The sequence below is a fragment of the Psychrobacillus sp. OK032 genome (assembly GCF_900111345.1).
Classification (GTDB): Bacteria; Bacillota; Bacilli; order Bacillales_A; family Planococcaceae; genus Psychrobacillus.
Genome location: NZ_FOGY01000009.1, coordinates 73,009 through 86,305, shown reverse-complemented (window position 1 = coordinate 86,305; position 13,297 = coordinate 73,009). Strand labels below are relative to the sequence as shown.

General features: G+C 38.0%; 15 protein-coding genes. 2 read left to right on the top strand and 13 right to left on the bottom strand.

The window, feature by feature from the left end; all coding sequences use genetic code 11:
* The 7 genes from ureG to BMZ04_RS16885 form a co-directional block, all read right to left on the bottom strand.
* A complete protein-coding gene (ureG, locus tag BMZ04_RS16915; protein WP_093274166.1) occupies positions 1-612 on the bottom strand; it encodes an urease accessory protein UreG in 612 nt (203 codons plus the stop codon).
* A 25-nt stretch (positions 613-637) separates the two neighbouring features.
* A complete protein-coding gene (locus tag BMZ04_RS16910; protein ID WP_093274161.1) occupies positions 638-1,324 on the bottom strand; it encodes an urease accessory protein UreF in 687 nt (228 codons plus the stop codon).
* Positions 1,317-1,772, bottom strand: a complete 456-nt coding sequence (gene ureE / locus BMZ04_RS16905) for an urease accessory protein UreE (protein ID WP_093274157.1) — start codon at positions 1,770-1,772, stop codon at positions 1,317-1,319. Before ureE ends, BMZ04_RS16910 begins: the two co-directional genes overlap by 8 nt.
* 9 nt (positions 1,773-1,781) lie before the next feature.
* Entirely contained in the window at positions 1,782-3,494 is a 1,713-nt protein-coding gene (ureC, locus tag BMZ04_RS16900; protein ID WP_093274154.1) for an urease subunit alpha, read from the bottom strand.
* A 4-nt stretch (positions 3,495-3,498) separates the two neighbouring features.
* The gene (locus BMZ04_RS16895; protein WP_093274151.1) at positions 3,499-3,813 is read right to left on the bottom strand and encodes an urease subunit beta; all 315 of its coding nucleotides are present in this window, start codon (positions 3,811-3,813) and stop codon (positions 3,499-3,501) included.
* A gap of 16 nt (positions 3,814-3,829) precedes the next feature.
* On the bottom strand, positions 3,830-4,132 hold the full coding sequence (locus BMZ04_RS16890) for an urease subunit gamma (protein WP_093274147.1): 303 nt from the start codon (positions 4,130-4,132) through the stop codon (positions 3,830-3,832).
* Between the two features lie 392 nt (positions 4,133-4,524).
* A complete protein-coding gene (locus BMZ04_RS16885) occupies positions 4,525-4,743 on the bottom strand; it encodes a DUF5342 family protein (protein ID WP_093274143.1) in 219 nt (72 codons plus the stop codon).
* Between the two features lie 248 nt (positions 4,744-4,991).
* Here BMZ04_RS16885 and BMZ04_RS16880 point away from each other — a divergent pair, with 248 nt between their 5' ends.
* Positions 4,992-5,933, top strand: coding sequence for an urea transporter (locus BMZ04_RS16880; RefSeq protein WP_093274138.1), 942 nt, complete (start codon positions 4,992-4,994; stop codon positions 5,931-5,933).
* 531 nt (positions 5,934-6,464) lie between these two features.
* Here BMZ04_RS16880 and BMZ04_RS16875 read toward each other — a convergent pair.
* On the bottom strand, positions 6,465-6,902 hold the full coding sequence (locus BMZ04_RS16875; RefSeq protein WP_093274133.1) for a hypothetical protein: 438 nt from the start codon (positions 6,900-6,902) through the stop codon (positions 6,465-6,467).
* 328 nt (positions 6,903-7,230) lie between these two features.
* Between BMZ04_RS16875 and BMZ04_RS16870 the strand changes: the two genes are divergently transcribed.
* Positions 7,231-8,277, top strand: a complete 1,047-nt coding sequence (locus BMZ04_RS16870) for an acyltransferase family protein (RefSeq protein WP_093274130.1) — start codon at positions 7,231-7,233, stop codon at positions 8,275-8,277.
* A 590-nt stretch (positions 8,278-8,867) separates the two neighbouring features.
* Here BMZ04_RS16870 and BMZ04_RS16865 read toward each other — a convergent pair.
* Genes BMZ04_RS16865 through BMZ04_RS16845 form a run of 5 tightly spaced genes read right to left on the bottom strand, consistent with a single transcriptional unit; the run spans position 8,868 to position 13,276 of the window.
* Positions 8,868-9,869, bottom strand: a complete 1,002-nt coding sequence (locus BMZ04_RS16865; protein ID WP_093274127.1) for a histidinol phosphate phosphatase domain-containing protein — start codon at positions 9,867-9,869, stop codon at positions 8,868-8,870.
* Positions 9,866-10,651: a DeoR/GlpR family DNA-binding transcription regulator gene (locus BMZ04_RS16860; RefSeq protein ID WP_093274123.1), complete on the bottom strand. Its 786-nt coding sequence runs from the start codon at positions 10,649-10,651 to the stop codon at positions 9,866-9,868. The genes BMZ04_RS16865 and BMZ04_RS16860 overlap by 4 nt, the downstream gene beginning before the upstream one ends.
* Positions 10,648-11,652 (bottom strand): ABC transporter ATP-binding protein, encoded by a 1,005-nt coding sequence (locus BMZ04_RS16855; RefSeq protein ID WP_093274119.1) that lies wholly within the window; start codon positions 11,650-11,652, stop codon positions 10,648-10,650. The genes BMZ04_RS16860 and BMZ04_RS16855 overlap by 4 nt, the downstream gene beginning before the upstream one ends.
* Positions 11,649-12,434: an ABC transporter permease gene (locus BMZ04_RS16850; protein ID WP_093274116.1), complete on the bottom strand. Its 786-nt coding sequence runs from the start codon at positions 12,432-12,434 to the stop codon at positions 11,649-11,651. The genes BMZ04_RS16855 and BMZ04_RS16850 overlap by 4 nt, the downstream gene beginning before the upstream one ends.
* Complete coding sequence (locus BMZ04_RS16845) at positions 12,434-13,276, bottom strand: ABC transporter permease (protein WP_177184493.1); 843 nt, start codon at positions 13,274-13,276, stop codon at positions 12,434-12,436. The genes BMZ04_RS16850 and BMZ04_RS16845 overlap by 1 nt, the downstream gene beginning before the upstream one ends.
* Positions 13,277-13,297 lie beyond the last annotated feature (21 nt).

Genomic DNA, 13,297 nt, shown 5'->3' with positions numbered 1-13,297 from the left:
TTATTTCAATCCTGATAATAACGCATTTTTACGAATCCAATCCATTACTTCATCTAACCCAGTATTGTCTTGAAGATTTGTAAAGATGAATGGTTTGTTACCACGGAATACTTTCGTATCCGAAGCCATCACATCTAAGTTTGCATGCACATAAGGCGCTAAATCGATTTTATTAATAATGAACAAATCAGATTTAATCATCCCTTGTCCGCCTTTACGAGGAATTTTTTCCCCTTGTGCAACATCAATAATATAAATAGAGAAATCTACAAGCTCTGGGCTAAATGTCGCTGCTAAGTTATCTCCACCACTTTCGACAAAGATTAGCTCTAGATCAGGGTGACGCTTTATTAAATCTTCAATGGCAGCGGAGTTCATCGAAGTATCTTCCCGAATTGCAGTATGTGGGCAGCCTCCTGTTTCGACTCCAATAATACGATCCTCCGGTAAGACACCATTGTTCATTAGAAATTTGGCATCTTCTTTTGTATATATATCATTCGTAATGGCAGCCATGCTAATTTCATTTGCCATATGGCGCGTTAACTTTTCCACTAACATTGTTTTACCAGCGCCTACTGGACCGCCTACTCCGATTTTAATGGGTTCCATAAAAAATACTCCCTTCCTTAGTCCATTAAGACATGAATATACGGATATTCACTCTTTCATGCTTCATTTGTGCTATTTCTAGACCCGGAGCTACGGCACCAAAGTCTTCTTCCGCAAGGTTTTCTATTTTGTCCACAGCTTCTTGAATATACGACTGAAATTCCCGCAACACTTGTTGCCCAGCTGTTTGACCAAGGGGTATTCCACGTACCGCATTTTGAACTAAACCCGAAATGGAAGAATAAAGATACGCAGAAATCCCTAACTTTTGAGGAACTTCCAACTGAAAAGCTATTATAGAGAATACTATGGCAGGATGAGCAAATGACACACTTTCTAATACTCGTCGTTTATACGTTTGCAAGAGAGGACTAGCATATAGATCTACTCCTATAGTGAGCATTCTCTCCCCTATTTTATTTGTACCTTCTCGCGTTTCTCGGGGCAGGTTCTGAACGGTAATACGTCGATCTAGTTCCCATAATTTTGCAAGATCATTATTTTCTAATGCCTCATATACTAGTCGACAAGCAAGCCCATCCGAATAGACGAGCTGCTCATCTAAGTACATTCTCAGCCATTTTGCAAAACTGGCCTTATCCTGCACTTTATTTTCTTGAATATACGTTTCTAAACCAAAAGAATGACTAAATCCTCCGGTCGGTAAATTCGAATCACATAATTGAAGTAGGGACAAGAAATAATTAGTCATGACTATGCCCAATATGACGGAAGGCTTGTCTCACCTTTCTCTTCTCGCGCATATAGGGGATTTCCAGTTGTTGTAATAAGTCTTCTACCAAATAATCGTATTGAACAAGCATTTGGTTTTCCTCAAATTGAGCAGGTAAGTGTCTATTCCCTAGTTGATGCGCAATGGTTCCCATTTCTTTAATACTTTTCGGTTGAATAATTAATAAATCATCTGGAAAAACCTCCACAATGATCATATTTTTTTCATCCATGTAGAGCACATCACCAGCTTGTAAATCTCTCGCTTCCTTTAAGCGAATCCCAATCTCTTTTCCATGATCGGTGGTAACTCGTTGTATTCGCTTTACTAAGTCACTGCTTTCCAAATAAACTTTTTCTTTATGCGTACTTGCCAATATAGTTGGATCTAGTTGATCGATATTCGCTACTACTTCTTCAACTATCATTATCTCACCTCAAAATAAGAAATATCGTTGTCCCATTGGCACCGTATCCACTGGGTCACACGTTATAAGCTCTCCGTTTACACGTACTTCATACGTTTCTGGATCTACCTCAATATTCGGAGTTTCACCATTTAGTTTCATATCTTTTTTCGTTAAATTACGAATCCCATGAACAGGAAGCACTGTTTTTTGTAAACCAAGTTTTTCGTGTACACCAGCTTCGTATGCTGCTGTCGAAACAAACGTAATCGATGCTTTATACTTCGCTTTACCCATCGTTCCGTACATAGGACGATAAAGAACGGGTTGTGGAGTTGGGATAGAAGCGTTTGCATCTCCCATTAAACTTTTTACCACAATTCCACCTTTAAGGATCTTGTTTGGTTTTACACCAAAGAATCTAGGCTCCCAAAGAACTAAATCTGCGAATTTCCCTACTTCTATGGATCCGACATAGTCGGAAATGCCATGTGCGATTGCAGGATTAATCGTATATTTTGCAACATAACGTTTCACACGATTGTTGTCGCCGATTCCTTCGTCTCCTTCAAACTTTCCACGCTGTTTTTTCATTTTGTCCGCTGTTTGCCATGTGCGAATTAGCACTTCTCCAATACGCCCCATCGCTTGAGAATCGGAACTAGTAATACTAAAAATCCCCATATCTTGAAGAATATCTTCAGCAGCAATCGTTTCCGCACGTATACGAGAATCAGCAAAGGCTACGTCTTCTGGAATAGCTGGACTTAGATGATGACAAACCATCAGCATATCCAAATGCTCATCTATTGTGTTGACAGTATAAGGAAGGGTTGGATTAGTTGATGCTGGCAATACATTCATCTGACTCGCCACTTTTATAATATCTGGAGCATGTCCGCCGCCCGCTCCTTCTGTATGGAACGTGTGGATCACTCGATCTTTGAATGCTGCAACTGTATTTTCTACGAATCCACCTTCGTTTAGTGTATCCGAATGAATCGCTACTTGAACGTCGTATTCATCGGCAACTCTTAGAGACATATCAATGGATGAGTAAGTTGCACCCCAGTCTTCATGTACTTTCAATCCGACTGCGCCTGCACGAATTTGCTCAGCAAGTGGTTCTTCTGCAGCTGCATGACCTTTTCCTAAAAAGCCAACATTGATTGGCATATCTTCCGCCGCCTCCAACATACGGTGTATATGCCATTCACCCGGAGTTACAGTCGTTGCTTTTGAACCTTCAGCAGGGCCAGTACCACCACCGATTAACGTCGTAAGTCCAGCAGTTAGCGCTGTATCAATTTGTGCTGGATTAATGAAGTGCACATGTGTATCAATACCGCCAGCAGTCAAAATTTTATGTTCACCGGCAATTATTTCGGTAGATGCACCAATGACGATATTCACATTATCCATTAATAATGGATTTCCGGCTTTTCCTATTCCAACAATTTTACCGTCACGAATTGCAATGTCTGCTTTGTAAATTCCTGTATAATCCAAAACGATCGCATTCGTAATGACTACATCTGGAATCCCTTCATCACGTGTTGCAAGAGGATGACTTCCCATTCCATCACGAATTACTTTTCCTCCACCGAATACAACCTCTTCACCATAAGTTGTGTAGTCCTTTTCAATTTCTATAAATAATTCAGTATCCGCTAGGCGTACAGCGTCTCCAGTTGTAGGCCCATACATAGAAGCATACTGTTGTCTTGTCATTTTAAAGCTCATCGTATTACCCCCGATCTAATGATCCTTCAGTTTTATTGTTCAGTCCATAAACGCGTCGTTCTCCACCAAAAGGTACAAGTTCGATTTCTTTTGGATCTCCTGGTTCAAAGCGAACTGCCGAACCCGCTGGGATATTCAAACGAAAACCAAAAGCCTCTTCCCGATTAAATTCAATCCAAGTGTTAATCTCAAAAAAGTGAAAATGTGAACCAACTTGAATAGGGCGGTCCCCATTATTAACGACTGATATGATTTTCGTTTCTTTTCCTTCATTACAAATAATGTCTTCTTCTTTTAAAACATATTCTCCAGGTATCATGTCGGAACCCTCCTTTTTAACGAATAGGTGAATGTACGGTAACAAGTTTCACGCCATCTGGGAATGTGGCTTCCACTTGCACATCGTCGATCATCTCTGGAACACCGTCCATTACATCTTCCGCAGATAAGATAGTGGCGCCATAAGACATCAATTCCGCTACCGTTTTACCGTCCCTGGCCCCCTCTAATATTTCGTACGTGATGAGTGATACCGACTCCGGATGATTGAGCTTTAAGCCTCTTTCTTTTCGACGTCTTGCTAAATCTGCTGCAACGACGATTAATAATTTTTCTTGTTCGCGCGGTAATAAATGCACGGCATTTCCTCCAATCGTAAAAATGAAATAGTTTTACCTCATTTTTTTAGTCAAAATAGTAAATCAAAAATGGTGTTTTCTTACAATATTTACATACTTCCCGCCAATCCCGAGAGCTTGCAATTTTGTATAAAAAGCACATTTTTAATTAGTTAAAAAAGTAGCATCTTTCAGTGGTAAGTTTAGGTTAATCAACCTAAACTTATACATTTAAAAAAACCTCTATAAAATGTTGCCGAGTTCTTTTTGTCAAATTTAGTGGATTTAAATAAAGAAACTTATCCTTCAAATAAACAGGCTATGTGGGGAATTTAACTATTTTCCTTTACAGATTATCTACTAATTGTATATTTGCCTGAAAAACAAAAATAAAAGACAGCACTTAGGCTGTCTTATGAAATATACGGTCTTATTTCTTTTAATACCGCTGCTTCCACTTCCTCACGGACTATTTCCTCCGTAATAGTCCCTGGCTGAGGATGAAACCATTTAATCTCTCCATCTTTATAATGTCCAGAAAATTTATACTCTTTAATGGTGAAACTAAATTGAATTACTTCGTGGGGCAAACCATCATAAATTTCTTTTTCATATTGAAAATTTTCAATCACTTAAACAACCTCCTTATCCAATTTCTTAAATTACCTAACCAGTTTTACCCCTTTTTCAATTATTCAACCCTCATGTAAGTATTTATTCACTCGTTCAAGTGAATCATATTTTTATTAGCTTAAAACAAAATTGTGTATGTCTTCTTAATATCCCCTAAATAAATTGGAAGGTTTTAATAGTTAATTTCAAAGTATTTTATGCTAAATTATTACGCAACCTATTTGTTATGAGGAAGGAGTGATTTCGGATGAATATAGAGGAAAGGAATTCTTTATACGCCAACAAATACTTCTCATTTATTCTCTATGCTTTTAAAGGAGTCTCACAAGTTCTACTAATAGACAGTGTTATTACAGGGATACTAATTATTGTTGGAATTATGTTATACTCCCCTCTTTTAGGGTTAATAGCTTTTGTTTCATCCCTATTGGGTACAATGCTCTCCTATTATTTAAAAGGGGATATGAATGATTTAAGCATAGGGCTTTTTGGGTTTAACCCCACTTTAACCGGAATGGCTACTATGTTTCTTGTAAATAGTCCTTATAGCTGGACGTTCGCATTAATTACTGCTACTGCTTCCTCTATTTTCTTTCTAATACTGCACCGTTCTTTTAAAAAGAAAAATATACCCGTGCTTACGGTACCATTTGTTCTTATTACTTGGTTCATGCAACTTGCTGGTGTTCACTTAGGTATTTTCCCCGTAAACCCAGAGTTTATCGTAGAGACTCGAACATTTTTTACCTTCAGTCCCGATGCTTTGCCCAATTTTGGTTTGGTATTGGTAAAAGGGTTTAGTGAAGTCTTTCTTATCGATTCCCTTTGGACTGGCCTTCTAATATTGGTTGCACTCTTCTTCGCAGGATGGAAATACGGGGTGTATGCGATCATGGGAACAATTGTTGCTATACTGACTGCATACTTTTTTGGAGTGAATACGGAGAAGATTGAATTGGGTCTTTTCAATTTCAATGCTATTTTAGCCATTATTTCGGTTGGTTTGACTTTTGATCATAAAGAAAGAAGATTCCCCATTACTGGTATTATAGCTGCAATGGCTTCCGTCATTGTCACTGCAGGTATCAACTTGTTAATATTTCCGCTTGGTCTGTCTGCCCTCACTTTTCCGTTTATCGTGACGACATGGATTTTTTTGTGGTTACGGAATAGTTTTTTGAAAGATTGAAGTGCTCTAAAAGGGGAATAATACTAAAAGGACCAATACTTGGTTGAACGCGACTAAACCCAATCGAGTAGGAGGCTAATCATTATTGGATTAGCCGACCTCTCACCACCGTATGTACGGTTCCGTATACGGCGGTTCAATAACTTGAGTATCGTCGCTCATATAAATAATTAAGGTCTTTTATTCCCCATTTAGTGAGCATTTTTATTTTAATGCTTTTTGGAGGGTGAAAAGCCCATTTTTAATCTTTTCAAATAAGATCGGATTTAGCACGGCTCCGTTCGCTTTCCCACAGGAGTCTCACGCCGCCGCGCTAAATCCTATAGTGTGTAGTACTGCTACATCAAATATTTACTATAAAAAAAAACTCTCCATTGGACTTTTTCAGTGACCACATAAAATGTGCTGAGTTCTTTTTGTCAAATTTAGTGGATTTAGAAGAGCTTGCCCATCAAATAAGCAACACTAACAGTAGTTAATAATGTCTAACTTATAATTTTTCGATAGAAAAAAGACAGCACATCGGCTGCCTTATACAATATATGGTCCCAGTTTTTTTAACACTGCTGATTTCACATCATCCGAAAGTACATCCTCTGTAAGATGCTCAGGTTTTGGAGAAAACCAGCTAATTTCGCCATCTTTATAGTGTCCTTTAAAGGAGTTTTCCTCCATTGAGAAACTAAATTGAATTACCTCATGCGGCAAGCCTTCAAAAATTTTATCAATTTTAAAATTCTTCATCATTATAAATATCCCTAGCTCGTGCTCCATTTTCTTCAGCACTGCCTCCTCGATCTCATGAGGAAGCGCATCTACAAGCCGCTCAGGTTTTGGATGAAACCAATTAATTTCTCCATCTTTATAATGCCCTCTGAATGTGTTGTCCTCAACGGAGAAACTAAATTGGATTATATTATGAGGCAAGCCTTCAAAAAATTCTTTTTCATATTGAAAATTTTCTATCATAAAAACCCTCCTTTCGACATTTTCATAAATTACTTATTCGGTTTTATCCCTTTTTCGTATATCAAACCCTACATTTAGTATTTTACCAGTAAATCTAGCTAATTTAATTGGTAGGTTTTCACAAATAATATCGAGGCTTTCTATGTTAAATTAATAGGTATCTTACAAGTAGTTATTTTAAATAAATCAGAAACTCACTGATATCCTCAGTGAGTTTTTTGGAAAATTAGATTAATCAAAATGTAATCGAATTGAAACAGACTATACGTTTATATTCACTTAATATAGGTTACATAATCATAGAGAATGATGTTTTGGAGGAAGTTTTATGTCGCAAAAGAGATTAACGTGGGTGGATGTTACGAAAGGGTTCTTGATGATTCTTGTTGTCATCGGTCATTATCCTGGAGAACTAGATTTCCCATTCATCAAATATATTTATTGGTTTCATATGCCGGCTTTTTTCTTATTAAGTGGCATATTTTTCAAAGAAATAAAAGATGATCACAACACTAAAAAGACGATAAAGAAAAGGTTTATGCAGCTAATGGTACCATATCTGTTCTTCCTATTTATCATTACAGCTGTTCGTTATAGTATGGAACTAGCATTAGGAAACTTTGAATTATCTTGGTACTTGCAAGATTTATGGAAACTAGTTATTGCAGGCCGTTTTGCACGAGGAGCCTACGGAGTTTTTTGGTTTGTAACGACGTTATTTTTTACATACTTGCTATTCATTTGGATGACCAAATATTTAAGCCGTATAAAACAAATCACGCTACTAGTTATCTTCTATTTACTAGCACATTTAGAAAGTATTGTTGCCATGCATGTTATTAGTGGAGCTCCAGCTGAATCTGCTCAAACAATTCCAATGTTATGGAATTTGGATGTTGTGTTAATGGCTATTGTCTATTTTTCCCTTGGTTATTATGCAAAATCTGTTTGGATGAATGTAACGCTTCCATGGTTATTTGGTGCTCTCGTAGTGGTATTTGGTGCAGTAGCTGCAGATTATGTAGGATTGATCGACTATCATCTGAGTATGAAGTTTTTGCGCTATGACCATTTTATACTCGATTTATTGATTCCAATTGCCTTTATAATTGTCATTCTCGGCATTTTCCAAAGGCTGACGGTTATTCTACCGCTAGAATGGTTGGCAAAAGTAGAAAAACACTCGATTGCTATTATGTACTTGCATATATTCACGGATATTATCATGAACGATTATTTCCAATATGGATTAATTGGATTTACAATATTAGGTATAGCTATTCCAATTATCGCTTCCATTGTTATTCAAAAGTTAATACCATACGGAAAGTTCTTTCTTGGAGATATTCGTGCCAAAAAACCAATTCACCTATAAGGATAACGCTAACACTCTCTAAGGACAAAACCTGTTTTGTATCGTTTTCGGAGTCTTTGGAAAGACTTATAGCTATATTATTACCGATTGATTTTCTGGAGAGGCTGGTCGTGACTGACGTCACGACCAGCCTCTCTTTTTTCGGTAATTTTATGGCGTTTGTCTGTCCGTCGCTCCCCTTCAACAGTACGAATAAGGTTAAGATCTCTTTGGATAATGAGTGAAAAGATGCTTTCTAACTCATAAAGGAAGCACCCGAAGATGCAATTTCGGGTGCTCTAGTACTCCTCTATACAATATATGCTAACTATTTTGGGTCATATACTCTTTTACCAGTAGAAGAAAATTAGCAGAAATGCTTTACTGAAAAATTCTTGCAAGCTAAACCGGGTCCATCCGCTCTACCTTACCTTGTGTAAAATCCACTACATTTTCCTATCTTTCAATGTACCAGGGACTTTACGCACACAAAAAGTATACACTTCCTTATCTTTTATTTTTCCCTTCTTTTATTATTATCCTTTCCTATTCTTTTTTAAAAAACCTCTTTCCTGCTACGGAAGAGGTTTTTTTGTCGTTATTCTATTTACTTACAATGAATGATATTTCTTTATCCTCTTATCAAAGCCAACAAGAGTTTGCACTCCTAAGCACCTTAGCATATCTGCATTCACAACGGTATATTTCCCTAAATCATCTGGATAATGGGAATCAGAAGACACTGTAAACTCTACACCACGTTCCACTAAAACCTTCACAAAATCAGGTCCAGGGCACATTTCCTTCACTGGATAACGATAATAAAGCCCAGCATTCACTTCTGTTGCAGTCCTAGTCTCCACAAGCGCATCCGCAATTCGTTTATACCAACTCATCATAAAATTCACATCATCCACTTGAAAATTGAACACTTTCAAATTATCCAAATGCGCTACAAAATCAAACAACTCCGAGCGAATCGCTTTTTCTACCGTCGTAAAAAATTGCTCATACAATGCTTTTAAATCGACAACTTCAAATTTATCCACTGTTTGCGGATTATCAAATCCCCAGCCATCTACAAAATGAATGGAACCAATTACATAATCCCACGGATACCGGCTTAAAAGCTCATTAATCTCTGTTTCACATCCTGCAAAATAATCTGCTTCAATTCCTAATTTTAATTCGACGCCTTCACGATGCCATTTCTCTTTTGCACGTAAGATAGTAGTCACAAAATCATTCATATTTTCCGTCATCACACTATCCAACCAATACCGTTGCAACTTACCTAAATCCGATTCATCCAAGATCATATTTTTTTCAAAATATCCTTTCGTCTCCTTAAAACGGTATAAATGATCTACAATACCGACTTCTTTCAATCCGAGCTGCTTCGCACGAGTCAAGTAAAAGTCTAACCATTCTTCACTGTAACAACCTTGATCTACTCTATGTTTCAATACATTTATTTGCCAAGTCATATATTCTTTTGAGCCTTTTTCCAGTCCTTCTGGCGAATGAAAAGCGGTAATTGCCTGAGAAGTTCGCTCCAACCAACGAAACGAGTATGGACCTTCTTCCAAATGTACATGATAATCTATTTTCATTCACACTTACCTCCATTTGCCACTGTCCATTTCCCTTCGAACGCTGTCCAACTTGCAGGACGTGCTTCATCACAAATAACTTCCGAAATGTCATTCAAATTGCATATCGTGTAAAAAGACTTTTGATTTAACTTCGTAGTATCCGCCAGCAATATACGACAGTAACTATTTTCTATCATCCTTGCAGAAACAAGCGATTCATCCAAATCGTAATCATACACGATCCCTTCATCAATTCCGCCGCAAGATAAGAATGCTTTATCCAAATTCATGCGACTAAGCCATTCTAATGACATTGCTCCAGAGACGGAAGATTGTTCTGGATTCGTCGTCCCTCCAAGTAAAATTACTTTCCCAGTCATTCTTTTTTCTTCCAACGCCACGTTGAATCTTACAGCGGCAGAAATGGAATTTGTTACAACCGTTACATTATTCACTTCTACGAGAAAATCCGCAATGTGAACAGTCGTCGTCCCGACATCAACCGCAACCGTGTCGCCGTTTTTAATACGCGCTGCTGCAAGGCGCGCAATATCACGTTTCTCCTCTTTTTGCATATCCATCTTCCGCAAATACTCGGGCTCTTTTCGCAAGTTGATGAACTTTACAGCGCCACCATGCACTCTTGTCAATAAATGCTGTTCCTCTAACTCAGCAAAATCACGGCGAATTGTTTCTGGCGCCACATTCAACTCTTCTGCAACAACGGAAACAACAATTTTTCGCTCGAACTCTAGCTTACTTAAAATATGTTCAAAACGTTCTAATTTGGAATAGGTCATAATAACGCAACCACATCTTCTTGGGACACATAGCATTCGTACGTATTGCCAAGTACTACCGAAGCTTGCCTTTCATGTAACTGCTCCACGGAAATAGTACGTTCTCCTACTTGAAAAACAGTTCGAATGACATTTCCACTCATCACAGCTTCTTTCGCAATACCTGTAAAACTTAAATCTCCCTCTTTTGCTTTTAAATGAATAGCTTCTGGACGAATTGCGAACTTTTCCCGTTCACCAGGTAATTTCACACCAATCATTTGCTCCAATTCTTTACGTGTAAACACATTATAATGACCTATGAAATTAGCAACGAATTCACTTTCTGGTTTCGTATAAATTTCCGTTGGTGACCCTGATTGTGCGATTTCTCCTTTATTCATGACAAATATTTTATCCGACACAGCCATTGCTTCTTCTTGGTCATGTGTTACTAAAACCATCGTCATGCCAAGCTCTGTTTGAATCGAACGTAGATCTACTTGTAACTTTTTACGAATTTGCGCATCTAATGCACTTAATGGTTCATCTAAAAGCAATACTTTTGGACGCACGATCAATGCTCTTGCAAGTGCGACACGTTGCTGCTGTCCTCCGGATAATTCATGTGGAAAAGCATGCTCTTTATCGGACAGGTGCACTAGTGCTAATGCATCTTTCACTTTTTGCTCTATTTCACTCGCGTTCATTTTTTTCATTTTTAACCCGAATGCAACGTTTTCTTTTACTGTCATATTCGGAAATAATGCATAGGACTGAAACACCATTCCTACTTCACGATTTTTCGGTTGGATGTTGTTCATATTTTTTCCTTCGATTTTCACAGTTCCCGAAGTCGCATCTGTTAAACCGGCAACAATACGTAAAATCGTACTTTTCCCGCAACCACTCGGACCGAGTAACGTAACAAATTCTCCTTCTTCAATCGTCATATCAATATTGGATAACACCGCATTCGTGCCATACGTTTTATGAAGACCTTCTATTACAACATAACTCATACTTTTGCAGCCCCTTTTGATCGTTTCGTTAACATGGATATGATAAAGGTTAAAATCCCCATTAATACTAAGTAAACAAACACAACGCTACTCGCAATATGGCCGCTCGTACTTAACTTTTTCATCAAATAGATTTGAACCGTTTCAAAACGTGAACCAACGACTAAATTGATCAAAACAAATTCACCGAACAACACGGAAAATGATAATAACGCACCAGCAAACAGTCCTGGATATACTGCAGGTAATAATACTTTCGAAAATGCTTGTGCTTTAGATGCACCTAACAACTCCGCAGCATCCAACAACTGTCTTGCATTTACACTGCGCAAGCTATTACGCGTACCTTGATAAATGTAAGGCAAAATACTAATCACATAGGCACCCAATACAGCTAAAATCATCGGCACCCCTATATGGGCATACGCACGAATTAACCCAACCGCTAAAATAACACCCGGAAAAGCATAGACCATCACAACTGCCGCTTGAATCCATTTCTCATACTTTGGAAAATAAAGTACGATAACAAAAATCGCAGGAACGATAAACAATAAAGCTAGTAATACCGCGCCTCCAGAAAGTAACACCGATCGGCCAAACGCCTCGATAAAACTACTATCCTGAAATAACGTAGCAATCCATTTAAACGTAAGTCCTTCCGGTAACACTGTTTTGTTCCAATTAGTTGCAAATGCATAAAGCATCGTTGCTAAAATTGGGAGAAATAAATATAAAAGAAGGAAGACAAAGAATAGATCCGCAAAACCTTTCTTTTTCACTATAAATTCCTCCTAGTTTTCTTAATACTCCACTCACTTAATAACATCGCGATAACCATCGTCACTCCGAGCAACACTGCAATCGCACTTGCTAGTTCTGGCTGTGCAAATATATCACCACTTAATAATGCACCAATTCGAATGGCCACCAAATTATAGTTACTGCCTGTCAGTGCATAGGCAGAAGCATACGCCCCCATCGCATTCGCAAAAAGCACACTAAACGTCCCAACAATCCCTGGAAGCATAATGGGAATTCCGATTTTTCTCCAAAACTGAAATGTCGATGCTCCGAGCAAGGCTGCTGCATCCTTCCACTGCTGCTGAATACCGTAGTAGATTGGATATAAAAGCATTAGTGAAAGAGGTAACTGGAAGTAAATATACACAAGTAGTAATCCACCCCAGCTATACAAAGAGAACGAGGATAACGAATCGATCCCCCATTTTTCAAATAACAGTGTAAACAAACCACTGTTACCTAACAAAACGATAAAGGCAAACGCTAGTGGGATACCGGAAAAATTCGACGTCAAATTCGAAACCATTAGGATACGCTCACGCACCGGCTCTGAAAAACGCATCATCGCATACACTGCAAACAACGTTACAACTAGCGCAATAATAGCCGAAACTGCAGATAACGTAATACTATTTTTAAATCCTTGTAAAATATAACTGCTTGTCAAAACCTCTTGATAATGACCGAGCGTAAAGCCGCCACCATTACTAAAACTTGAAATGACCATATATAACAGTGGTACGATGAAAAATAACAAGACGAGCACTAAAAACGGCAATATCCAAACGAGTAATTGCTTTTTAGAAGTCAACAAGATCACTACTTCCTTTTTAAAAGTAAG